Below are 22422 nucleotides of genomic sequence, written 5' to 3'. Positions count from 1 at the left end.
TCTATTCCAACTGCTCCAGCAGCCATTTGCGGAAGATTTTGACGCGCGGCAATTCGCTCTTGGCCGCCGACGTGATCAGGTAGTAGGCGCCGGGTCCCGCGATCCGGTCGCTGAACGGGGTGATCAGCTTGCCGGTGCGGATATCGTCCTCCACCAGGAAACTGGGCAACAGCGCGACACCCAGGCCAGCAATCGCGGCCTGAATGACCATGAAAAAATGTTCCAGCGTCGGGCCCCATTGCTGTTCCTCGCGATGGGCACCGACCGAACGAAACCAGTGCTCCCAGCTATTGGGCCGCGTCGAGTGCCGGATCAGCCGATGATTGCGCAGGCTGTCGTAAGTGGTGATCGGATAGGGTCCGTCCATCAGCTTGGGGCTGCACACCACAGGATTTCCTCGCTCATCAGCGGATCGATGATGGCGTCCCGCCACTGCCCGTGCCCGAACCGGATCGCCACGTCGATACGCTCCTTGGTGAAATCCAGTTCGCCGTCGCTCGACAGGATGTTGAGCAATATCTCGGGATGGGCTTCCTGGAACGAGGGCAGGCGCGGCAGCAGCCAGCGCGTGCCGAACGTCGGCAGCATGCCGATCGACAGCGTGCCCTTGCCTTCCTTGGATGAGATCAGCTCAACCGTGCCCGCCTCGATCAGGTCAAGCGATTCACGCACCAGCGCATTGTAGAACCGGCCCTGATCGGTGAGTTCGATACGCCGTCCCTCGCGGCTGAACAGGGGAACCTGCAGGTAATCTTCAAGGCTGCGAACCAATCGGCTGGCGGCGCTCTGGGTAACATTCAGCTCTTCGGCGGCCCGGGTAAAGCTGTTGAACCGTGCCACCGCCTCGAAGGTTCGGATGGCATTGAGCGATGGAAGCAGGCGTCCGCGCATAAATTGCATTCTTTCAAGTCATCGAATGTCGATCTTTATGCGGCTTGCGGGCATTCGCCAAGAGAATAGCTTTTTGCCGTTCAGGTTCAACAAGGCGCCTTACGATGATCCCCTTCCACATGGCATTCGCGATCGATGACAAGGATGCGGCTCGCCATTTTTATGGCCATGTCATCGGCTGCAAGCTGGGCCGGGAAGCCGAGAACTGGATCGACTTCGATTTCTTCGGCCATCAGATTTCCGCTCACCTCAACACCGATCCCAAATCGGCTGCAACCTCGAGGGTTGGCGCCGACATGGTGCCGCTGCATCACTTCGGCGCCGTGCTGCCCTGGAGCGATTGGAACAATCTGATCGCCCGCCTGCGTGCAGCCGCTTGGCCATTCGTCATGGAACCGAAGGTGCGCTTCGAGGGCGAAGCCGGGGAGCAGGGTACGTTCTTCCTCAAGGACCCGGCCGGCAACGCCATGGAATTCAAGTCCTTTCGCAATCCGGACGCCATTTTCGAGCATTGAGCACCGTTCAACCACAATCGAGATTGTCATGAATTCATTTGCCATTGGGCGCGACTTGACCGCCGTCACCATGGGCATCGACGCCTTCGAGCGGAGCCGGCCGGCCGAGGGCAGCCTGCTGGGCGGCGAGGGACTGGTGCCGATCTATCTGGGCAAGGACATCGTCGAAGCACGGTCCTATGGCGATCGCGACGCCATCAAGGCCGATATCGTCGCGCTCGAAACCGCCACGGCCGAGTTGCCCGCGGGCCCGCGCAAGGTGTTCCTCGAGGGCATGCTGAAATCGATCCGGGTCGCACTCAAGATGCTGTCCGGCGCCAGCCCGTCTTTCGAGGAAAAGGTCACCGACCTGGTCGGCGCGCCGGCCGGCCGCGAAGATGCGGCACTGATCGAGGATGCCCGCGCCAGGGTCGATGCGCTGCTGCGCAAGTCGGGGTTCGTCACGGGTTCGCTCGGCGAACGCGTCCAGGCCTGGGAAGCGGCGCGCGCCGTGCCGACCGAGAGAATCGAGCCGGTCTTCCGCGAACTGATGGCGGATGCCAAGGCGCGGACCGACAGGCTGATCTTCGATACCGGCGACTACGACATGGTGCTCAACCCCGTGCGGGGCATGTTTTATACCGCCCGCTGCTCGTTCGATCAGGGCAAGATGGATCTCAATTTTGACCTGAGCTTTACCCGCGCGGCCCTTAAGCATCTGGTATGCCATGAAGTTTATCCCGGCCACTCGACCCAGTTGCTGTCGACCAGGAAGGCGGTCGACGACGGCAGGGCGCCGGCCGATGCGCTGCTGATCACCACCGACGCGATCACCGGCTGCGTGCAGGAGGGCATTGGCGATCAGGGTGCGCATCTCATTGATTTCATTGAAGATAATGACGACGAAATCCACTTGGAACTGCGCCGCGTCCGCTCCGCGGCCCAGACCAGCGCCGCCTGGATGCTGATGGTGGAGGGAATGCCGCGCGAAGAGGTGGCCAATTACCTGCGCGACACCGCGATGGGGCAGGAAGCGTGGGTGCAGGGGCGCTTGCGGATGGCGGCGCATCCGTTCCGGGGGCCGTTTATTTCGTCCTATTGGGCCGGTAATGAGAGCGTGCGGCGGGTGCGCGAGCGGGTGAGTAAGGAGCAGTGGCCAGTCTTTCTCGATGCGCTCTATTCCAACGCCAATAGCCCGCAAAGCCTTGAAATGTTTCCCCAAACCGTCATTGAGAAAGTCTAGGCATGAAGTTCACCATTATCGGTTCGGGAGCTATTGGCGGTCTCGCCGGCGCCTATCTGACCAAGGCCGGGCATGATGTGACGCTGGTCGATCGCTGGGCCGAACATGTCGCGGCGCTCAACAAAGAAGGCATGACCATTGATGGCGTGCGCGGCGACATGAATGTCCGCGTCAAGGCGCTAACACCCGATCAGCTAAGCGGCGATTTGGGTACCGTTCTGATAGCAACCAAGTCGCAACACACGCTCGAAGCGCTGCAACAGATCATTCCGCTGCTGACGCCAGAGAGCCTCGTCGTGTCCTACCAGAACGGGTTCAACGAACCCGACATGGTTGCCGCTTTGAACGTGGCGGATCTGCCCGGCGACAAGATCATCGTGGGGTCCATCCCCAATTATGGCGGAGCCCTGGTCGACCCCGGCTATATCGAATTCGTGCATGAGGGGCCGATCCAGCTCGGCGAACTCAGCGGGCAGATGACGCCGCGGCTCAAGGCGTTGGGTGATGCCCTGTCGGCGCTGACCGAGGTACAGTATTCGGACCGCATCTGGGGTCAGATCTGGGCCAAGGAAGTCTATTCCGCCCAGATCGTCTTTTCGGCACTGGCCGACGCCAAGATCCGCGATACGCTGGGCGTGGAGAAATACGCTCGGACCGCCGGTGCGGTGGTCAAGGAAGCGCTGGAGATCGCCGACGCCAACGGCATCGACGTGCAGGCCTTCGATTTCTTCGATCCGGCCAATTACCGGGTCAAGACGCCCGAGGACACCAAAAAGCTGCTGGCCAATATCGATCATGCGATCTGGCTGCTCAAGAAGGACCAGGACACCAAGCCGGCCCATGATTTCAAGAAGAAGGGCTCGGGCATCTGGTGGGATATCGTTTACCGCAAGCGCCCCTCCGAGACGCGCGCCTTTGCCGGCAAGCTGATCGAATTCGGCAAGAAAGCGGGTGCCGATACGCGGCTCAACGAGAAGATGGTCGCCATGATCTACGAGATCGAGGAGGGTAAGCGCGAACTGGGCTTCCACAACTACGACGAACTCGAAGCCTATGCGGCCGCCATTGGAAAGACCCTGCCATGACCAGCAAACTCGGTGTCGGCCTGATCGGCGCGCATACCTGGGCCGACAAGGCGCACCTGCCCGGCTACACGGCCCATGAGCGGGTGGACCTGATCGCGGTGTGCGATATCGATTCCGATCGCGCCAAGGCGATGGGCGAGAAGTACGGGGCCAAGAAGGTTTATAGCGATCCGGAAAAGCTCATCGCTGATCCTGACGTGCAAATGGTGGACGTCTGCACACCCACGCATACCCACCTGCCGCTGAGCCTGTTGGCAATCGATGCCGGCAAGCATGTGCTGAGCGAAAAGCCGCTGCACACGGAAGCGGCGCCGGCCTTTGAAGCGGCGGCAAAAGCCGATGCCAAGGGCGTGCGCACCAAGCTGGGGTTCACCTTCCGCTACTCCCCCGCCATTCGGCAGATCAAGAAGTGGATCGACGACGGCACGTTGGGCGAAATTTTCCACATTCATGGCTTCGAGCAGAACTCGCAATGGCTCGACCCGCAGGAACCGCTGCGCCAGATCACGCCCGGCGTCGATCGCAACAGCCTGATCCCGGCCTCCATCGTCGGCTACGGCTCGCACCTGATCGACCTGATGCGCTGGCTGGGTGGCGAGTTCGGCTCGGTCGCCTCGACCATGAAGAATTTCATTCCCGAACGCATCGTGCGCGGCGAAGTCGGGCTGCAAAAGATAAAGGTCGAGGACGGCGCCGTGGCGCTGGTGGAATATGCCAGTGGCGCGCAGGGCCTGTTGCAGACATCCTATGTGGCGGTGGGCAATTATCCCGGCGTCGAGCTGCGGGTTTATGGCTCCAAGGGCGCTGCAGTGGCGCGCCTGATCTCGGAATTCGGGACGGCCGAGACACTCAAGCTTGCCAAGGCAGAAGCCGTGGAGTTCATTCCCCATGATATCGGCCCCGAGGCGCTGCCGCCGGGCACGACGCTGAATACGCCATGGCCGGAACTCTATTATCGCAATCTGGTCCGGCACTTCGTCGATGAAATCCTCGACGACCGGCCGCAGGAATGCACGTTCTATGATGGCGCCAAGAGCCAGGAGATCGTCGATGCGATCATCAGGGCCAATTTCGAGCGCCGCTGGGTTGACCTGCCGGGCAGCCACGCATGAGCGAACGCTACGACCCCGCTATTGTCGATCAGTTTCTAAGCCATTATTGGGCGTTTCATCCGGTGGATGCGACGTTCATGGGGTCCAGGGATTATGACGACGTGCTGCCGTTGGCCGGTCCGCAAACACTGGAGCGGGAACTTGCGGGCATCGCCAAACTGCAGGCATTGTTGGACAACAGCGACGAGCCGCAAAGGCTTGGCGATCGGCTGGACCGCAAGATGATGCAGGCGGAGCTCGCGGTTCAAAAGGAAGCGGCAACGTCGCGGCCGCGGCTGCACAACCCGGCCTGGTATTCGGGCGAGGCGGCGTTTGCAATTATCTCACTGCTGCTGCCGCAATCGGCGCCGATCCGGCACGTCGGGCTGGTGGCGCGGCTGAACGGCATTGCGGCATTTCTTGGCCATGCTGCTGATCGCCTCAATGGCGTGGCCGTGCCCAAGGGCTGGTGCCAGCGGGCGCAGCGCGAGTCCGTGGCTATGGCCGGCTTCCTGCGCAGCGATATCAAGTTGCATGAAGAGTTCGCCGACGACTGGGCCGAGCCGGCGCGCCGGGCGGCCGATGCATTCGACACCTTTGCCGGCTTGCTGGATGGCCTGACCGACACAAGTCCAGCCTGCGGTGAAATCCATTTGTCACTGATCATGAGTCAAACTCATGGGTTGAGCATCAGCCCGCGCGAAGCGATCGATCTGGCGCAGGCCGCTTATGATCGGATGGGCGGCGAACTGGTCGAGATGGCCGAGGCGATCGATCCGGGCAAAAACTGGCAGGACATCGTCGCGGGCCTGGCCGAAATCCATCCGGCCGACGCCGAAGCAGTGCACGACAGCTATACGCTGTGGGACGTGAGGGCGATCGCGACGGGGCACGAACTGGTGACGCCGGCGCAGGAATACGATCTCGATTATCGCTGGATGGCGCCTTGTTTCCGCAAGATCAGCCAGCCGCTGTATTTCCTGTTTTACCGTTCGCCACCGGCCCTTAATCCGGGGGCAGGGAGTGTCTATTGGGTGACGCCGCCGGGCGAGGACGAAAATGCGTTTTTGCGCGGCAACAATACGGCCGTGGTCAAGACTATCCACTCGGTGCACCATGGCAGTGTGGGGCATCACACGCAGAATACGCGGGCGCGGGCAGCGGAGGCGCGGCTGGCGCGGATTGCGGGGACGGATTGTGCGCTGGGGTTGGCGTTTCTGGGTGCCGGCACGTTGATCGAGGGCTGGGCCTGTTATGTCGAAGACCTGCTGATGGAAGCACCGGGCTTTTACACGCCCGAGGAAATCCTGCTTCTCAAGCAATATGAACGACGCAATGCCGCCAGCGTCCTGGTCGATATCAGGCTGCATATCGGCGACTGGAGCCTCGAAGAGGCGATGGCGTTTTATCGTGAAGCCGGCTTTGCGCCGAGCCGGGTCGAGGGCGAGGTGATGCGCAATTCCATGCTGCCGGGATCGCGGCTGATGTATTGGATCGGCGTCGAAGGCATCAAGGCGCTGCGCCAGCGCTGGACAGGCGATACGCTGAGCTTTCACGATGCCTTGCTCAGCTATGGGCATATGCCGCTGGCCTGGATCGGGCAGGAGATGGAACGCGCGGGGCAATTGCGTTGATGGCAGCCGGAACGCCGCCGCTGCTCGAAATCCGCGACCTCGTCACCGAGTTTCGCACCGAAAGCGGTATCGTCCGTGCCGTCAAGGGGGTCGACCTGGTGGTCGAGGCGGGGCAGACGGTAGCCGTGGTCGGCGAAAGCGGGTCCGGCAAATCGGTCACCAGCCTGTCGGTGATGCGGCTCATTCCGTCCGCCATCGGCGGCATTGCCAGCGGGCAGGTGCTGTTTCGCGGCCGCGACGGGCAGGTGCGCGACCTGGCGCAGCAGCCGGAAAATGCCATGCGCAAGGTGCGCGGCAACGAGATCGCCATGATCTTCCAGGAGCCGATGACCAGCCTCAACCCGACCCAGAAGGTCGGCACCCAGATTGCCGAAGTGGCGCTGCTGCACCAGGGGCTGACGCGGGCGCAGGCCTGGCAACGGGCCGTGGATATGCTGGCGCTGGTGGAAATTCCCGAGCCGGCGCGTCGGGCGGACCTCTATCCCCACCAGATGAGCGGCGGCATGCGCCAGCGCGTGATGATCGCCATGGCGCTGGCCTGCAATCCCGCGCTGCTGATCGCCGACGAGCCGACCACGGCGCTGGACGTGACCGTACAGTTGCAAATTCTCGAACTGACGCGGCGGCTGCAGCGCGAGATCGGCATGGGGATCTTGTTCATTACGCACAATCTGGGCGTGGTCGCCGAAATCGCCGACACGGTGGCGGTCATGTATGGCGGGCGCATCGTCGAGCACGCCACGGTCGAAGACCTGTTCGATCGGCCAAGCCATCCCTATACGCGCGGCCTGCTCGCCAGCATGCCGACTGTTGACCGGGCGGCGCGAGCGGCGGGGACGGTGGCGCGGCTCACGGCCATTCCGGGCAGCGTGGTCGATCCGCGCAATCCGCCGGCGGGCTGCGATTTCAATCCGCGTTGCGCCTGGGCGATCGATGCCTGCCGCGCAGCGGTGCCGCCGATGTTCGATGTGGGCAGCGGCCATGGCGCGCGCTGCATCCGCTGGAGTGAACTCGATGGCTGAGCCACTGCTCAACGTCACCGATCTCAAGGTGCATTTTCCCGTCGGCAAGACCATGTTCAAGCCCGGCCTTACCGTCAAGGCGGTCGATGGCGTGTCCTTTTCGGTCGGGCGCGGGGAGGTTCTGGGCCTGGTCGGGGAATCGGGTTCGGGCAAGACCACGCTGGGCCGCGCCGCGCTGCGGCTGATCGAGCCTACGGCGGGGTCCGTACAATTCGATGGCGCCGAAGTGGTCGGCATGGCGGCGCCGCAGCTCAAGGCGCTGCGCAGCCGGATGCAGATCATTTTCCAGGACCCCTATGCCAGTTTGAACCCGCGCATGAGCGTGGGCCAGACCATCGGCGAGGCCTTGTTGCTGCACCATATCGGCAACCGCCGCGATCGCGCCGCACGGGTCGGCGACCTACTGGAAAAAGTGGGCCTGCCGCGCACCGCCGCCGCGCGGTTCCCACATGAATTTTCCGGAGGACAGCGCCAGCGCATCGGCATCGCCCGGGCACTGGCGGTCAATCCGCAATTCATCGTGGCGGACGAGCCGGTCTCGGCGCTCGACGTGTCGATCCAGGCCCAGATCATCAACCTGCTGCAGGATTTGCGGCAGGACCTGGGCTTGTCGCTGCTGTTCATCGGGCACGACCTGTCGGTGATCGAGTTTCTCTGCGACCGGGTGGTCGTGATGTATCTGGGCAAGATCATGGAAACCGCGACCGCCGCCGAGCTTTATGCGCGGCCACGCCATCCCTATACGCGGGCTTTGCTCGATGCGGCGCCGGTGCCTGATCCGCGGGCGCGGCGGCAGCGGATCACGCTCAAGAGCGACCTGCCGAGCCCGATCAACCCGCCCTCGGGCTGCGTGTTTCGCACGCGATGCCCCTTTTCGATCGACGCTTGCGGGCAGGTGGAGCCGGGGTTGGAGACGGTGGGGGATCGACACCAGGTGGCGTGTATTCGGGCGGGGGAGCTGGACTTGGTGGGGTAGGGCTAGCGCCGATGACGAGGGCTTTTGGCAAATGCTTCAGTCGACGCCTCCCCCTGGCAGGGGGAGGTATCGACTGGGGCATTGGGGCAAGACTTTACAGGGCCTCCAGGCCAAATTTTGTGCAGTTCTCGCGACTGCCTCTCGTATGAGTTGAAATGCAGATAAAGCGGATTTTTTCGGGCGTTGCATGCGGCCTTGCGGGCGCATCATGCTGACTGTCATGAAACGGATATTTGTTGCCTCGCGGGGCGATCCCGAGCATATGGCCAGCCTGTTCCGGACCCAGTTGCCGGAGCATGAGGTTTTCACCCAGGCGCCACAGCGCGGCGATGCACCGGTACCCTATATCGTGGTCGGCCGGCCGGCGCCGGGGCTGATCGCGTCGGTGCCGGGACTGGAGCTGGTGCTCAGCCTCAATGCCGGCATCGAGCATCTGCTGGCGAGCGGCGAAGTGCCCGATCACCTGCCCATCGTGCGGCTGGTCGACGATGGCCTGGCGGACGGCATGTCCGACTGGGTGCTCGGCCATGCGCTGGCCTGGCATCGCAACCTGGCGTTCTACAAGGATTTGCAGGCCAAACGCGAATGGTCGCCGCAGCCGGAAAAGCTGGCGCGGGAGCGGATCGTTGCCGTGTTGGGGGCGGGGGCGCTGGGCGCACAGGCCGCCGGCCATTTCGTGCGTTTCGGCTTCCAGACGCGGGTGTGGAGCCGCTCGTGCCGCCAGGTCGAGGGTGCCAAGAGCTTTGCCGGCCGGGACGGTCTGCAGGCGGCGGTGGCCGGCGCCGACATTCTCGTCAACCTGCTGCCGCTGACCGCCGAAACCGCCAATGTCGTGAATGCGAACGTGCTTGGGGCGCTGGCGCCGGGCGCCCTGTTTATCAATGGCGCGCGGGGCGGGCATGTGGTCGATGGCGATTTGATCGCAGCACTCGATGGCGGCGGGCTCTCGAGCGCTGCGCTCGACGTGTTCCGCACCGAGCCGCTCCCGGCCGATGATCCGCTGTGGAGCCATCCCAGGGTGCTGCTCTCGCCCCATGTTGCGGCGCCCACCCATGCGCGCACGGCGGTGGCCGAGATGGCTGAAACTATCAGGCGTTATGAGCGCGGCGAAAAATTACCGCATCTGGTCGACCGGGCGCTAGGATACTGAACGACCGGCAAACGGCAATCCCCACCGGGGCAACATGGAGAAGGACGATCATGACAGTTAAACTGACCCGCCGCGCAGCGCTTCAGGGCATGCTTGCCGGCACCGCGGCGATGACTACGATGCGCGCCTTCCCCGCCTGGGCCCAGGCGCCCGGTGGCACGTTGACCGTCGGCCTGACCTATGAAATCGACACCATGAACGTTTATTCGACCGGCTTTTTGGGCGATGCCCAGGCCGCCGTGGTCGAGGGGCTGCTGGCGCCCGGCTCGGACGCCAAATATGTGCCGGTGCTGGCGCTCGAAGTACCCACCATCGAGAATGGCGGCATCGTCGTGGCAGAAGACGGCAAGACCATGCAGATCACCTACAAGCTGCGCGACGGCGTCAAGTGGCATGACGGCGAGCCCTTCACCGCCGCCGACGTCAAATACACCTGGGAAGCGGTCAAGGACCCCGCCTTCATCGCCGAATCCAAGGACGGCACCGAAGAGGTCGAGAGCATCGAGACGCCCGACGACCTGACGGTGATCGTCAACTACAATACCATCCTGCCCACCTTCGCATCGACCTTGTTCACCTTCGGCATCATGCCGGCGCACCTGCTCAAGGGCACCGACCTCAACACCTCGAGCTATAACGAAACCCCGGTCGGTACCGGCCCGTTCAAGGTCACCGAGTTCGTGCGCGGCCAATATGTGGTCACCGAGCGCTTCGATGGCTATTGGGCCAAGGCCGAAAACGGCGATGCGCTGCCTTTTCTGGATTCGATCGTCTTCAAGATGATCCCCGACACCAATACGCTGATCACCCAGCTCAAGTCGGGCGAAGTCAACATGGTGGTCTCCACCCCCTATAGCCAGGCGAGCCAGGTCGAGGGGATCGACGGCATAACCCTGATCAAGGGTCCGCTGCTGAGCTGGCAGCATCTCGATTTCAACTTCAAGCGCCCCTCGCTGGCCGACCTGCAGGTGCGCAAGGCGATCGCTGCCGCCATCGACCGGACCGTCCTGAGCAAGGCGCAGGGCGGCTATCCCGAGCCGATCAGCTCGCCGGTGGTGCCGGTGTTCGACTTCTACGATCCCGCAACTCCGGTCATTGCCTACGATCCCGCCGCAGCCAACAAGCTGCTCGACGACGCCGGCTATGTGCCGGGCGGCGACGGCGTCCGCGCCAAGGGCGACGAGCGCCTGTCCTATGCCTTCATGGTTCAATCGGGCCGCGCCGACGACGAACTGGCCCAGCAGGTGATCATCGCCCAGCTCAAGGCCGTCGGCATCGAAGTCACCGCCAACAACCAGACCGGCGTCGCCTATCGCGAAGCGCGCTACAATGGCGGCTATGACCTGATCTATGGCCGCTGGATCACCTCGGCCGATCCGGTCTATTCGGTGTTCTGGGGCACGGGCGGCGCCAATAACGGCCAGTCCTATTCCAACCCGACGCTGGACGCGGCGTTCACCACCTTCGAGAACACGCTGGACCCCGCGGTGCGCAAGCAGGCCGCCAGCGAATTCCAGAAAATCTTGGCCGACGACCTGCCCACGATCTCGCTGACCACCAATGTCGCCCTGATCGCGGTCACCGACAAGCTCAAGAACTTCGTGCCCAATCCGACCAATATGACCAATTTCGTGCACACTGCCGATTGGTACATGGCCTAGTCTGCCCCCAAGGCGACACGCCCCGGCCCTGCACCGGCCGGGGCAATCTTATAACCAGGAGGCGGCATGAGTATCGGTTACGTCCTGCGCCGCCTGCTCGGCGCCATCCCGCTGCTGCTGGGAATTTCGGTCATCCTGTTTTCCATCGTGCACCTGGCGCCCGGCGGGCCGCTGGATATGTACACCGAAAATCCGGCCGTCAGCCAGCAAGCACTGGACCAGATCGCGGCGGCCTACGGGCTCGACCAGCCGGTGCCGGTGCAATATGTCCTCTGGCTCAAATCCATGCTGGTCGGCGACTGGGGCTATTCCATTCGCACCGGTCGCCCGGTGCTGACCGAAATCGTGCTGCGGCTGGGGCCGACGCTGGAACTGGGCGGGCTGGCGCTCTTGATCTCGCTGGCCATCGCCATTCCCCTGGGCATCATCAGCGCCTCGCGACGCGGCTCCCGGCTCGACAGCACGCTGACGCTGGCGTCCTTCGCCGGCATTTCCATTCCCGTCTTCTGGCTGGCGCTGCTGCTGCAATTGCTGTTCTCGGTGCAATTGGGCTGGCTGCCCTCGGCCGGCTACAAATCTATCGGCGGCGGCGATGTCATGGATCGCCTGAGCCATCTGGTCATGCCCGCGGCCGTGCTGTCGCTGGCGACAGTGGCGAGCTGGAGCCGCTTCATCCGCTCGGGCATGATCGACGTGCTCAACCAGGATTACATCCGCACCGCCTATGCCAAGGGGCGCTCCGAGCGCGGCGTCGTGCTGCTGCATGCATTGCGTAACGCCATGATCCCGGCCGTTACCGTCATCGCGGTAGATTTCGCCACGGTCATCTCGGGCGCCGTCATCACCGAAACGGTTTTTGCCTGGCCCGGCATCGGGCGCCTGTTCATGGAGAGCATGGACGGGCGCGACTATCCCATGCTGATGGGCCTGATGATGATGGGCTCGCTCGGCATCATCCTGGCCAATATCATCGCCGATCTCGCCTATGCCGCGCTCGATCCGAGGATCCGCTATGGTTGAGACCGCACTGCCGCTCGCCACCATCCAGCCGCCACAAAGCTATGGGCGGCGGGTGCTCAAGCGCTTCCTCAAGCACAAGCCGGCGGTCGCCGGACTGGCTTTTCTGGTCGTGCTCGCCATTGTCGTCATCATCGGCCCGTTCGTATCGCCCTATACCTTCGACGGGCAGGACTTCACCCTCATCGGCTCACCGGGGCCGATGAACGGGCAGCACTGGCTGGGCACCGACGAGCTAGGCCGCGACATGATGACCCGCCTGATCCATGGCGGGCGGGTCTCGCTGGCGGTGGGCCTGGCGGGGGCCCTGATCGCCACCTTCGCCGGCACGTTGGTAGGGGCCCTGTCGGGCTTTTATCGCGGCTGGACCGACGCGATCCTGATGCGCTTGACCGATGTGATGCTGTCCATCCCGACGCTGCCTTTGGTGCTGCTGCTGTCCGGGCTGTTCCGGCCCAGCCCGCCGCTGCTGGTGGCCATCGTCGGCATGCTGATCTGGATGGGCACGGCCCGCCTGGTGCGCTCGCAATTTCTGGCACTGCGCGAGCGCGAGTTCGTCGAGGCGGCGCGGGCGCTGGGGGCAGGGGGCGCGCGCCTGATGTTCCGCCATATCCTGCCCAATGCCATCGGCCCGATCACCGTATCGGCCACGCTGGCCGTGGGCAGCGCCATCATGCTGGAATCGGCGCTGAGCTTTCTGGGCTTCGGTATCCAGCCGCCCGTGCCCACCTGGGGCAATCTGCTCAACAGCGCCTCGTCCTGGCTCAGCGTCGCCCCCTGGCTGGCCATTCCGCCGGGCCTGCTGATCCTGTGCACGGTGCTGGCGGTGAACTTTCTGGGCGATGGCCTGCGCGATGCCATGGAGCCGAAGGAATAGCGCGGCGGCCTGGGCCGGCTTGTTGTAATTGCATGTCGCGGCAGCGAAATCGCTATGCGAAAACGGTTGTATCCGCTGGTCCGCTGATCGATAGTTGGTGCAATTCGGCGCCCCCGGCGACCCATGAACAAAATTGTTGCAGCGGAGAAGATCATGGCCCTGACGTTTCCCAATACATTGCTGGCCGGCCTGGCACTGACGGCCGCGCTGGGCGTTTCGGCCCTGGCCCTTCCGGCACAGGCGGCGACACTGCGCATGGCCTGGTCGCAGGACGCCACGGGGCTCGATCCGCACACCCAGACCGCGTTTTCGTCGTTGCGCCTGCTCGAGCTGGTGTACGAACCGCTGGTGCGGCTCGACGCCACGCTGACCATCGTCCCGGCCATCGCCGACAGCTGGGAATTTTCGGCCGATGGGATGACGTTGACCTTCAAGCTCGATCCCGCTGCCAAGTTTCACAATGGCGAACCGGTGACCTCCGCTGACGTCAAGGCGTCGTTCGAACGCATTCTCGACGAGGCCACGGCGGCAGTGACGCGGGCCAATTTCGGCTCCATCGCCGGCATCGATGCACCCGACCCGTCGACGGTGGTATTCAACCTGTCCCAGGCCGATGCGCCCATCCTGACCGCCATGACCGACCTCAATGCCGCAATCGTACCGGCCAGCGCCATCGCTGCGGGCACCGTGGGCACCGAGGCGATCGGCTCGGGCCCGTTCGAGCTCAAGGAATGGGATCCCAATGCCCGCGAGGTTCTTGTGGCCAATCCCGATTGGGCGGGCGGCACGGTGGGTATCGATGGCATCGACATCAGCGTCCTGCCCGACGAAACCGCCATCCTGGCCTCGCTGCGCGCCGGCCAGCTCGATTTCGCCCTGCTCAACGATCCGCTGGTCGCGACGCTGGTGCCGCGTGAAGCCAATCTGCAGCTCAATCGGGCGCCCGGCCTGGCCTACAATGTCCTCCAGCTCAATCCATCGCGCACCCCGATGGATGAAACCGGGGTGCGCCAGGCAATCTCCTGCGCCGTCAACCGCCAGGACGTGCTCGATACTGCATTGCTCGGGGAAGGCCAGATCACCGGGCCGCTCACCATTCCCGCCTATGCCTCCGATCCTGCTGCGCTGTTCTGCTACACCCAGGACATCGATAAGGCCAAGCAGTTGATGGCCGACGCCGGCTATCCTGACGGCTTCGAGGCCACCGTGATCGCCGCCACCGGCGAGCCCCCGGTCGCTTCGGCCGAAGCGCAGGTGCTGCAATCGCAGCTGGCCGCCATCGGCATCAAGCTTGATATCCAGATGATGGAGCTCAACGTCTATGTCGACAAATGGCTGGCCGGCGATTTTGACATGGCCGTCGCCCAGAACGGTGGCCGCGCCGATCCCTACACCATGTACAACCGCTACTGGACCAAGGCCGGCAATCTGCAAAAGGTCTCGAACTTCGCCGATGACGAACTCGATAGCCTGATGCAGCAGGGCCGCGCCGAAACCGACCCCGCCAAGCGCAAGGCCATCTTCACCCAGTTCGAGCAGCGCCTGGCCGAACAATCGCCCTGGATCTGGCTGTCGACCTCGTTCAGCTACACCGCCCAGCAAAAAACGGTCAGCGGCTTCGTGCCGAGCCCGACCGGCACGCTGTTCAGCCTGAGCGCGGTGACCATCGCGCCTTAAGCTCGGGCCCTCAAGTCCTTGCGGGCAGGCAATTGCTTATGGAACTGTGACTCCAGCTCCATCGTCCCCTCGCCCCTCTGGGGAGAGGGCCAGGGTGAGGGGTGCGATGCTGGGATATAGCTCCATACTGCAACATCGCACCCCTCACCCGGCGCGATGCGCCGACCTCTCCCCGGAGGGGCGAGGTGAGCTGGTGCCCAATGCGATAATCTTTCCTACGGCGACAAAAGCGATCATGGCTCGAAAAACCCGCCTGTTCATGCCGCTCCACATCAGAGCTCTTCCATGAATTACGTCACCCAGCGGCTGGCCGTTTTTCCGCTGATCCTGCTCGGCGTGTCGGTGATCGTCTTCATCGCCATCCGCCTGGTGCCGGGGGATGCGATCACGGCCATGCTGGGCACCGAGGCGGGATTGCTGACACCGCCGCAACGGGTGGCGCTTGCCGCCTATTTCGGGATCGACCAGCCCTGGCCGATCCAGTATGGGCGCTGGCTGCTCGGGCTGGTGCAGGGTGATCTTGGCATCTCGGTGACCTATGGCAAGCCGGTGCTGGCGGTCATTCTGGAGCGCTTTCCGTTGACCCTGGAACTGGCACTGCTGTCCATGCTGATCGCCTTGCTGGTCGGCATTCCGGCCGGCGTTTACGCGGCGACCCACAATGAGAAAGCCTCGGACCTCGCCGTGCGCATCTTCGCCATGCTGGGGCAATCGACGCCCAATTTCGTGCTGGGCCTGCTGATCATCTATGTGCTGTCGGTCGCCTTCGGGTTCCTGCCCGCCATGGGGCAGTTCACCCCGCTCCTTGTCGATCCCATCGGCAATCTGGGCCAGATGATCCTGCCGGCCATCACGCTGGGCTTTGCCTTTGCCGCGTCGGTCACGCGTATTGCGCGCTCCGCCATGCTCGACGTGCTGAGTGATGACTATGTGCGCACCGCCCGCAGCAAGGGCGCCCCGGCGCGCAGCGTGATCTGGCGCCATGCATTGCCCAATGCCTTGATCCCGGTGGTGACGCTGAGCGGCGTCGAGTTCGGCTATCTGCTGGGCGGCGCAGTGATCGTCGAGCAGATTTTTGCCCTGCCGGGCCTGGGGCGGCTGGTGCTCGACGCCATCGGGCAGCGCGACTATGCGCTGGTGCAGGGCTGCGTGCTGTTCGTGGCGCTCAACTTCATGATCGTCAACCTGCTGGTCGATCTGGCCTATGTGGCCCTCGATCCGCGCATTCGGCTCGGTGGCCGCTGATGGCTGTGCTGCGCGCCATTGCCAACCATACCAGCGGCCGCATCGGCGGGGCGATCATCCTGCTTTATCTGCTGCTGGCCATTGCCGGCGCGGTCGGCCTGACGCCGCACGACCCGCTTCAGCAATTCCGCATCGACCGGCTTTATCCACCCACCGGCAATTACCTGATGGGCACCGACCTGTTCGGCCGTGACGTGCTGAGCCGGCTGATGCTGGCGATCGGGCAGTCCTTCGTCATCGCCTTTTTGTCCGTCGCCTTCGCGACCATAGCCGGGACCATCATCGGTCTCGTCGCCGCCTGGTACGGCGCGGTCTGGGACGGCGTCCTGATGCGCTTCATGGATGTCCTGCTGGCATTTCCCGCGATCCTGCTGGCGCTGCTGGTGGTCGCCATCGCCGGTCCCGGGACGCTGACCAGCGTCACCGCGATCGGGCTGGTCTATACCCCCATTTTCGCGCGCGTCGTGCGCGGCCCGGCGCTTTCGCTCAAGAACCGCGACTTCGTCGATGCCGCGCGCACCTTTGGCTCCTCGCAGTTTTATATCCTGACCCGGCACCTGCTGCTCAACCTGGTCGCGCCCCTGACCGTGCAGGTCACGCTGGCTCTGGCCTGGGCATTGCTGACTGAAGCGGCGCTGAGTTTTTTGGGCCTCGGCACCCAGCCGCCCGCGCCCTCGCTCGGCGTCATGCTGAGCGAAAGCCGCAACCTGATGGAAACCGCGCCCTGGCTGATGATCTTTCCGGGCCTCGTCATCATGCTGGGCATTTTGGGCTTCAACCTGTTCGGGGATGCGCTGCGCGACGTCCTCGATCCGCGCTTGCAGCGGCGTGCACCATGAACCCCCTGCTGTCGGTCCGCGACCTGCGTGTCGGCTTTGGCCGCGATCCGGGAGCCAATGAGGTGGTGCGCGGCGTCAGTTTCGATCTCGAAGCCGGCCAGACGCTGGCCATTGTCGGCGAAAGCGGATCGGGCAAATCGGTGACGGCGCTGTCGATCAACCGGCTGGTCGATTTCGGCGGCGGCCGCATCACGAGCGGCAGCATCATGCTGCAGCGCGCCGCCGCCGCGCCCATGGATATAACCGCCGCCAGCGAGCGCGACATGGCCCGCATTCGCGGCAACGACATCGCCATGATCTTTCAGGAGCCGATGACCTCGCTGAACCCCATTCAGACCGTGGGCACCCAGATCGCCGAAAGCTTCCGCCTGCATCGCGGCCTGACCGGGCGACAGGCCGAAGCGGCCGCCAGGGACGCGCTGGACCGCGTGCGTATTCCCGATGCGGCGCGGCGTCTCAGGTATTATCCGCACCAGCTCTCGGGCGGCATGCGCCAGCGGGTCATGATCGCCATTGCCCTCGCCACCAATCCGCGCCTCCTGATCGCCGACGAGCCGACCACCGCGCTCGACGTGACCGTGCAGGCCCAGATCATGGCTCTGCTTGCGCAGTTGCGCCGCGAAACCGGCATGTCGATGATCTTCATCACCCATGATCTGGGGCTGGTGGCGGGCATCGCCGATACCATCATGGTCATGCAGCATGGCGTTGCGGTCGAGCAGGGCGATTTGAGCCAGGTGCTCGACCAGCCCCGGCACGACTACACGCGCCATCTGCTGGGGGCCGTGCCCCATTTCAGAGCCGGCCGGGCGGTGCGCACCGACGGGCAGGCCAAGGGCGAGCCGGTGGTCGGTGTCGAGGGCCTGGCGGTGCGGTTCCCGGTGTCCGCCGGCCCGTTCCGCCGCCCGCTCGGCGCCGTCCATGCCGTCGATGGCGTCGATTTCGCGCTGCGGGCCGGCGAAACGCTCGCCATCGTGGGCGAGAGCGGCTCGGGCAAATCCACCACGGCGCGGGCCCTGCTTGGGCTGGTGCCGCCAACGCGTGGCGCCATCGCCGTGCATGCGTCCCGGGCCCGGGGCAAAAACCATCGTCCCGTGCAGATGGTGTTCCAGGATCCGTTTGCCTCGCTCAATCCCCGCCTGACGGTCAGGAGCCTTCTGGCCGAGCCCGCGATCGCCGCCGGCCTGCCCAACGATGCCGCCTTGCAGGCTAGCATGCTGGCGCTGTTGCAGCGCGTCGGCTTGCCGGGCGATGCTCTGACCCGTTACCCGCACGAATTTTCCGGTGGCCAGCGGCAGCGGCTCTGCATCGCCAGGGCGCTGATGCTCAATCCAGAAATCGTGGTGCTGGACGAGGCGGTTTCGGCACTTGATGTTTCGGTGCAGGCCAAGGTTTTGCAATTGCTGGTCGAGCTGCAAACCGAGTTTGGCCTCGCCTACCTGTTCATCTCCCATGACATGGCCGTGGTCGAGCGCATCGCCCACCGCATCGCGGTCATGTATGCCGGCCAGATCGTCGAGATCGGCAGTGCCGCGGCCGTGCTGTCCAATCCGGTCCATGCCTATACCAGGCGCCTGATTGCCGCCGTGCCGGCCATCGAGCGCCGGGGCCGGCAGTTCGAGCTGGATACCCGCGAGGTGCCATCGCTGGTGCGCCCGGCGGGGTTCGAGCCGGAGCCGGCAGTTTGGGTCGAGGCCGGCGCCGATCATCTTGTGCGCGCGGAGGCATCGCCATGAACCTTCTACAAGCAACGCTCGAACGAGCCTTCGAGCCCGTCCAGATCGCGGTGGCGACGGCGCGCATTCCCGGCGGGGTGCTGGGCATAACCGAGCGCGACGGCAATCGCGCGATTCGCGCTACCGGCCGTGCGCAAACCGTTCCCCAGGCCCGGCCCATGCAGGAGAACACCTGGTTCGACCTGGCGTCGCTAACCAAGGTGATGTTCACCACGCCGCGCATCCTGGCGCTGGCGGAGGCCGGAACCATTGCGCTGGACGCCCCGCTGACTTCGGTGCTGCCCGATTTTCGCCACTACAATGCCGACGCCTGGGAGCGCAAGATCACCTTCCGGCAATGCCTGGGCCATCAGACGCCGTTTCCCGCAGTCGTGCCGCTGTATACCTATGGCCGCGACCCGGACCTGCTGCGCGCCTACCTGCTGCAGCACGAATGGCCCGCTGGTCCTTCGGTCTATTCCGATATCAATTTCATCCTGCTGGGCCTGGCGCTGGAACGGCTGGAACGCAAGACCATCCGGCAGATGGACGCCGGCGCCGGGCTGGCCTGGTCGGCCGATCCGGGGCAATCGGCCGCTACCGAGGATTGCACCTGGCGCCACCGCGTGCTGAGCGGGGACGTGCATGACGACAATTGTGCCGCGCTACAAGGCGCCGGCCACGCCGGCCTGTTCGGCACCGCCGCGAGCATCCTCGATTTCGCCCAAGGCCTGCTGGACGGCACCGGGGCATCGGCAAAAGCCATCGCCCTGATGCGCACGCCGCTATCGGCCAGGCGCACGCATGGTTGGGAAACCGCCCATGACGGCTGGTCCGGCGGCGGTCATTGCGGGCCCGATACCATCGGCCATACCGGCTTCACCGGCACCGGCCTGTGGATCGATTTCGCGCGCGGCCGGGCCTGGACGCTGCTGACCAACCGCATCCACCCCACCCGCCATTTCGATAGCGGCATCATCGCGCTGCGCCGTGCGGTGGGTGACGCCGTCAATCAGCTATAGGAGCCTGCCATGGACCCGATCTGGGCGGTCGGCCTGATGACCGGCACGGTCTTGGACGGCAATATCGACGTTGCCCTGCTCAGGACCGACGGCGAGACCGTCGAGACCTTTGGTGCCTATACCCTGGCGCCCTATGACCGATCGGTCCGTGACCTGCTGGAGCGGGGGCAGGCCGAGGCCCGGGTGTGGAATTTCGATGGGCCCGAGCCAGCGATCTTTGCCGCAGCCGAGGACGCGTTGACCCGGGCGCAATCGGCGGCGGTGCAGCACCTGGTGAACAGCGCCGGGCTGGACATGGCCGATATCGGCATCGTCGGCTTTCACGGCCAGACCATGCTGCACCGGGCGCCCCAGCCCGGCCGCATCGGGGCGACGCGGCAGTTGGGCGACGGCGCGCTGATGGCGCGCCTACTGGGCACGCGGGTGGCCTTTGACTTCCGATCCGCCGATGTAGCAGCGGGCGGCCAAGGCGCGCCGCTATCGGCCGGCTACCACCAGGCGCTGTTGCGCACGCTCGGAACCCATGGCGAAACCGCCGTGCTCAACCTGGGCGGCGTCGCCAATATAACCTGGTGGGACGGCGCCGACACATTGATTGCCTTCGACACCGGGCCAGCCAACGCCCCGCTCAACGATTTCATGAAGGCGCGCGGGCTGGGCGAAATGGATCGCGACGGAGCGCTGGCCGCATCCGGGACGGTGGCCGAAACCCGGCTCGAAAGGCTCTTGCACCACCCGTATTTAGCCGCACCTTATCCCAAATCCCTCGACCGCTTCGATTTCACCGCCGCCATGGCGGACCGGCTCGACGACAGTGCCGGCGCCGCGACCCTGACCGCCTTCACGACAGCCGCCGTCGGCAAGGGGCTCGACCTGCTGCCCCGGCGGCCCGACAAGCTCATCGTCTGCGGTGGCGGGCGGCACAATCCCACCATCATGACGATGCTGACGCAACGGGCAGGGGTCGAGGTCGTTTCGGCCGAAGCGGTGGGTTGGCGCGGCGATGCCGTCGAAGCTGAATGCTTCGCCTTCCTCGCGGTTCGTGTCCTTCGCGGCCTGCCGATCAGTTTCCCGACGACGACAGGTGTGCTTGAACCGATGTTGGGTGGGCGATTGGCGGGGTAGGGGGTATTGCATGCGGATCTTTCAGAAACGCCGCAGTCAACACCTCCCCCTCGAGGGGGAGGATCAAGGTGGGGTGGGTTGGTCTCGATATCACGGCTCGCGTACCCCCACCCGGCCTCCCCCTGGTAGGGGGAGGGGCCGCGCTGTGGTGGCGGGATGGGGCCGGAAGCTGGATCGACAGCCCTTTCTAGGGGCTGCAGGGCCACCTGCGGGTTGGGTTATTCGGTCCCAACCAATGGTTTCTGCAAAAATACTCGTGCCCTGCCCTTGGGGAAATCGTCCAGGCTTCCGAACGCGACATAGCCTTGGCGCTGGTAGGCTTTGAGCGCGACGGGGTTGAACGTGTCGATATAGGCGCCGTGGCAGCCGCGCCGCACGGCTTCGTCTTCGGCCAGTTGCAGCATTTGGCCGGCCAGGCGCTGTCCGCGTAAACCCTCGTCGAGCCAGAGCCATTGCACGTAAAGCCAACCCCAGGCGGTATAGCCCGAAATCCCGCCGCGAATGGCCCCGGCGGCATCGCGGACCAGCACGGCGAGCGCCAGCCTGTCGGCGGGTCCGACATCGCCGGCGTTGAACGCTGTAAGACCGTCGCCGATCGCCTGCAGCTCAGCGGAGCTTGGTTGCGCCGTGAGCGTCAGCGTGACATCGCTCACGCCAGCGCCCGGCGCAGATTGCCCTTAGCGGCGTCCAGCGCGCCCTGCGCCTGTTCGGCTGTCAGCCCGCGCGCCAGCATGACCACGGCCAGCTTGATGACGCCGTCGGCCTGTGCCAGCGTCGTGCGGGCGACATCGGGCTCGGCTCCGGTCAAGTCCGCCACCATCAACACGCTGCGCTCGCGCAGCTTGGCATTGGTGGGACGCATCTCCACCATCTTGCCGCCATATACATAACCCAGCCGCACCATGACCCCGGTGGACAGCGCGATCATTGCCGCCTTCTGCGCCGTTCCCGCCTTCATGCGGGTCGAGCCGGCCAGCAGTTCGGCCCCGGTATCGAGCAGGATGGCGATTTCGGCGGCTTTGCCCACCAGCCCACCCGGATTGTTGAGCATGCCGATGGTCAGCGCCCCCAGGCGGCGCGCATGTTCAAGGCCTGCCACCACAAAAGGCGTATTGCCGCTGGCCGCGATGCCGATAACCACGTCATCCTTGCCAACGCCCAGGCCCTGCAACCCGGCGACGGCTGCATCCCGGTCGTCTTCGGCATTTTCTACCGCCCGCAGCAGAGCGCCCGGACCGCCCGCCATCAGCGTGATCGCCCGCTCATAGGGCCAGTTGAACGTGGGCGGCAGCTCCGCGCCGTCCTGCGCGGCCACCCGCCCCGAGGTTCCTGCACCCAGATAGATGATCCGCCCGCTCCCGGCCAATCGCTCAGCCATGGCCTCGATCGCCCGGGCGATATCGCCGCGCGCCGCCTGCACCGCCGCAATCGCGGCGAACTGGCCTTCGACAATGCCGTCGACCAGCTCGATGCTCGACCAGTTCTCGATGCTGGAATATCGCGACGATGCGCTTTCGGTCGTGCTCATGGGACTCGGGGGTTTCGGCTTGGAACTCTTGGGGCACACTACACTCAAACGACCGCCTTGGCAGTGCCGTTGCCGGCTTGCATTTGCATTGGCTGCGGCGCTTTGCGGTTGTTTCGACGCTGTGCGGCTG

The 22422-nt window shown here is 64.5% G+C and carries 19 protein-coding genes and 1 pseudogene; 17 read left to right on the top strand and 3 right to left on the bottom strand.

The features are described 5' to 3' along the window. Nucleotide 1: 1 nt before the first annotated feature. A pseudogene (gcvA, locus tag ACFE8X_RS01395) lies at nucleotides 2–891 on the bottom strand (transcriptional regulator GcvA). 104 nt (nucleotides 892–995) lie between these two features. Between gcvA and ACFE8X_RS01390 the strand changes: the two are divergent. From ACFE8X_RS01390 to ACFE8X_RS01310, 17 genes are all read left to right on the top strand, one after another. Next, nucleotides 996–1406, top strand: a complete 411-nt coding sequence (locus ACFE8X_RS01390; RefSeq protein WP_375449643.1) for a VOC family protein — start codon at nucleotides 996–998, stop codon at nucleotides 1404–1406. A 28-nt stretch (nucleotides 1407–1434) separates the two neighbouring features. Next, nucleotides 1435–2628, top strand: a complete 1194-nt coding sequence (locus ACFE8X_RS01385) for a hypothetical protein (protein ID WP_375449642.1) — start codon at nucleotides 1435–1437, stop codon at nucleotides 2626–2628. A 2-nt stretch (nucleotides 2629–2630) separates the two neighbouring features. Then, nucleotides 2631–3713: a ketopantoate reductase family protein gene (locus ACFE8X_RS01380; protein ID WP_375449641.1), complete on the top strand. Its 1083-nt coding sequence runs from the start codon at nucleotides 2631–2633 to the stop codon at nucleotides 3711–3713. Beyond that, entirely contained in the window at nucleotides 3710–4825 is a 1116-nt protein-coding gene (locus tag ACFE8X_RS01375; RefSeq protein ID WP_375449640.1) for a Gfo/Idh/MocA family protein, read from the top strand. Before ACFE8X_RS01380 ends, ACFE8X_RS01375 begins: the two co-directional genes overlap by 4 nt. Continuing rightward, on the top strand, nucleotides 4822–6438 hold the full coding sequence (locus ACFE8X_RS01370; protein WP_375449639.1) for a DUF885 family protein: 1617 nt from the start codon (nucleotides 4822–4824) through the stop codon (nucleotides 6436–6438). The genes ACFE8X_RS01375 and ACFE8X_RS01370 overlap by 4 nt, the downstream gene beginning before the upstream one ends. Beyond that, nucleotides 6438–7460: an ABC transporter ATP-binding protein gene (locus tag ACFE8X_RS01365; RefSeq protein WP_375449638.1), complete on the top strand. Its 1023-nt coding sequence runs from the start codon at nucleotides 6438–6440 to the stop codon at nucleotides 7458–7460. The genes ACFE8X_RS01370 and ACFE8X_RS01365 overlap by 1 nt, the downstream gene beginning before the upstream one ends. Then, complete coding sequence (locus tag ACFE8X_RS01360; protein WP_375449637.1) at nucleotides 7453–8436, top strand: ABC transporter ATP-binding protein; 984 nt, start codon at nucleotides 7453–7455, stop codon at nucleotides 8434–8436. Before ACFE8X_RS01365 ends, ACFE8X_RS01360 begins: the two co-directional genes overlap by 8 nt. Nucleotides 8437–8656: 220 nt before the next feature. Next, the gene (locus tag ACFE8X_RS01355) at nucleotides 8657–9586 is read left to right on the top strand and encodes a 2-hydroxyacid dehydrogenase (protein ID WP_375449636.1); all 930 of its coding nucleotides are present in this window, start codon (nucleotides 8657–8659) and stop codon (nucleotides 9584–9586) included. A gap of 50 nt (nucleotides 9587–9636) precedes the next feature. Continuing rightward, on the top strand, nucleotides 9637–11247 hold the full coding sequence (locus ACFE8X_RS01350; RefSeq protein WP_375449635.1) for an ABC transporter substrate-binding protein: 1611 nt from the start codon (nucleotides 9637–9639) through the stop codon (nucleotides 11245–11247). A 66-nt stretch (nucleotides 11248–11313) separates the two neighbouring features. Next, a complete protein-coding gene (locus ACFE8X_RS01345) occupies nucleotides 11314–12267 on the top strand; it encodes an ABC transporter permease (protein ID WP_375449634.1) in 954 nt (317 codons plus the stop codon). After that, nucleotides 12260–13141, top strand: coding sequence for an ABC transporter permease (locus ACFE8X_RS01340; protein ID WP_375449633.1), 882 nt, complete (start codon nucleotides 12260–12262; stop codon nucleotides 13139–13141). Before ACFE8X_RS01345 ends, ACFE8X_RS01340 begins: the two co-directional genes overlap by 8 nt. Before the next feature lie 153 nt (nucleotides 13142–13294). Beyond that, nucleotides 13295–14818 carry an ABC transporter substrate-binding protein gene (locus ACFE8X_RS01335; protein ID WP_375449860.1) on the top strand — a complete coding sequence of 508 codons (1524 nt, stop codon included), beginning with the start codon at nucleotides 13295–13297 and terminating at the stop codon, nucleotides 14816–14818. A gap of 285 nt (nucleotides 14819–15103) precedes the next feature. Further along, nucleotides 15104–16063, top strand: a complete 960-nt coding sequence (locus ACFE8X_RS01330; protein WP_375449632.1) for an ABC transporter permease — start codon at nucleotides 15104–15106, stop codon at nucleotides 16061–16063. After that, a complete protein-coding gene (locus ACFE8X_RS01325) occupies nucleotides 16063–16902 on the top strand; it encodes an ABC transporter permease (RefSeq protein ID WP_375449631.1) in 840 nt (279 codons plus the stop codon). The genes ACFE8X_RS01330 and ACFE8X_RS01325 overlap by 1 nt, the downstream gene beginning before the upstream one ends. Then, complete coding sequence (locus ACFE8X_RS01320; RefSeq protein ID WP_375449630.1) at nucleotides 16899–18638, top strand: dipeptide ABC transporter ATP-binding protein; 1740 nt, start codon at nucleotides 16899–16901, stop codon at nucleotides 18636–18638. Before ACFE8X_RS01325 ends, ACFE8X_RS01320 begins: the two co-directional genes overlap by 4 nt. Beyond that, complete coding sequence (locus ACFE8X_RS01315) at nucleotides 18635–19639, top strand: serine hydrolase domain-containing protein (protein WP_375449629.1); 1005 nt, start codon at nucleotides 18635–18637, stop codon at nucleotides 19637–19639. The genes ACFE8X_RS01320 and ACFE8X_RS01315 overlap by 4 nt, the downstream gene beginning before the upstream one ends. A 9-nt stretch (nucleotides 19640–19648) precedes the next feature. Next, nucleotides 19649–20764: an anhydro-N-acetylmuramic acid kinase gene (locus ACFE8X_RS01310; RefSeq protein ID WP_375449628.1), complete on the top strand. Its 1116-nt coding sequence runs from the start codon at nucleotides 19649–19651 to the stop codon at nucleotides 20762–20764. A 218-nt stretch (nucleotides 20765–20982) separates the two neighbouring features. Here ACFE8X_RS01310 and ACFE8X_RS01305 read toward each other — a convergent pair whose 3' ends face one another. Next, complete coding sequence (locus ACFE8X_RS01305; RefSeq protein ID WP_375449627.1) at nucleotides 20983–21417, bottom strand: GNAT family N-acetyltransferase; 435 nt, start codon at nucleotides 21415–21417, stop codon at nucleotides 20983–20985. Continuing rightward, nucleotides 21414–22292 (bottom strand): N-acetylmuramic acid 6-phosphate etherase, encoded by an 879-nt coding sequence (locus tag ACFE8X_RS01300; protein ID WP_375449626.1) that lies wholly within the window; start codon nucleotides 22290–22292, stop codon nucleotides 21414–21416. Before ACFE8X_RS01300 ends, ACFE8X_RS01305 begins: the two co-directional genes overlap by 4 nt. Between the last annotated feature and the right edge of the window lie 130 nt (nucleotides 22293–22422).

Source organism: uncultured Devosia sp. (assembly GCF_964244875.1).
Classification (GTDB): Bacteria; Pseudomonadota; Alphaproteobacteria; order Rhizobiales; family Devosiaceae; genus Devosia.
The sequence above is the reverse complement of the archived record's forward strand: the minus strand, read 5'-3'. Positions and strand labels throughout refer to the sequence as shown.

Coding starts and splice junctions, on each gene's coding strand:
- ACFE8X_RS01390 (WP_375449643.1), top strand. CDS start 996: ATGATCCCCTTCCACATGGCATTCGCGATCGATGACAAGGATGCGGCT.
- ACFE8X_RS01385 (WP_375449642.1), top strand. CDS start 1,435: ATGAATTCATTTGCCATTGGGCGCGACTTGACCGCCGTCACCATGGGC.
- ACFE8X_RS01380 (WP_375449641.1), top strand. CDS start 2,631: ATGAAGTTCACCATTATCGGTTCGGGAGCTATTGGCGGTCTCGCCGGC.
- ACFE8X_RS01375 (WP_375449640.1), top strand. CDS start 3,710: ATGACCAGCAAACTCGGTGTCGGCCTGATCGGCGCGCATACCTGGGCC.
- ACFE8X_RS01370 (WP_375449639.1), top strand. CDS start 4,822: ATGAGCGAACGCTACGACCCCGCTATTGTCGATCAGTTTCTAAGCCAT.
- ACFE8X_RS01365 (WP_375449638.1), top strand. CDS start 6,438: ATGGCAGCCGGAACGCCGCCGCTGCTCGAAATCCGCGACCTCGTCACC.
- ACFE8X_RS01360 (WP_375449637.1), top strand. CDS start 7,453: ATGGCTGAGCCACTGCTCAACGTCACCGATCTCAAGGTGCATTTTCCC.
- ACFE8X_RS01355 (WP_375449636.1), top strand. CDS start 8,657: ATGAAACGGATATTTGTTGCCTCGCGGGGCGATCCCGAGCATATGGCC.
- ACFE8X_RS01350 (WP_375449635.1), top strand. CDS start 9,637: ATGACAGTTAAACTGACCCGCCGCGCAGCGCTTCAGGGCATGCTTGCC.
- ACFE8X_RS01345 (WP_375449634.1), top strand. CDS start 11,314: ATGAGTATCGGTTACGTCCTGCGCCGCCTGCTCGGCGCCATCCCGCTG.
- ACFE8X_RS01340 (WP_375449633.1), top strand. CDS start 12,260: ATGGTTGAGACCGCACTGCCGCTCGCCACCATCCAGCCGCCACAAAGC.
- ACFE8X_RS01335 (WP_375449860.1), top strand. CDS start 13,295: ATGGCCCTGACGTTTCCCAATACATTGCTGGCCGGCCTGGCACTGACG.
- ACFE8X_RS01330 (WP_375449632.1), top strand. CDS start 15,104: ATGAATTACGTCACCCAGCGGCTGGCCGTTTTTCCGCTGATCCTGCTC.
- ACFE8X_RS01325 (WP_375449631.1), top strand. CDS start 16,063: ATGGCTGTGCTGCGCGCCATTGCCAACCATACCAGCGGCCGCATCGGC.
- ACFE8X_RS01320 (WP_375449630.1), top strand. CDS start 16,899: ATGAACCCCCTGCTGTCGGTCCGCGACCTGCGTGTCGGCTTTGGCCGC.
- ACFE8X_RS01315 (WP_375449629.1), top strand. CDS start 18,635: ATGAACCTTCTACAAGCAACGCTCGAACGAGCCTTCGAGCCCGTCCAG.
- ACFE8X_RS01310 (WP_375449628.1), top strand. CDS start 19,649: ATGGACCCGATCTGGGCGGTCGGCCTGATGACCGGCACGGTCTTGGAC.
- ACFE8X_RS01300 (WP_375449626.1), bottom strand. CDS start 22,292: ATGAGCACGACCGAAAGCGCATCGTCGCGATATTCCAGCATCGAGAAC.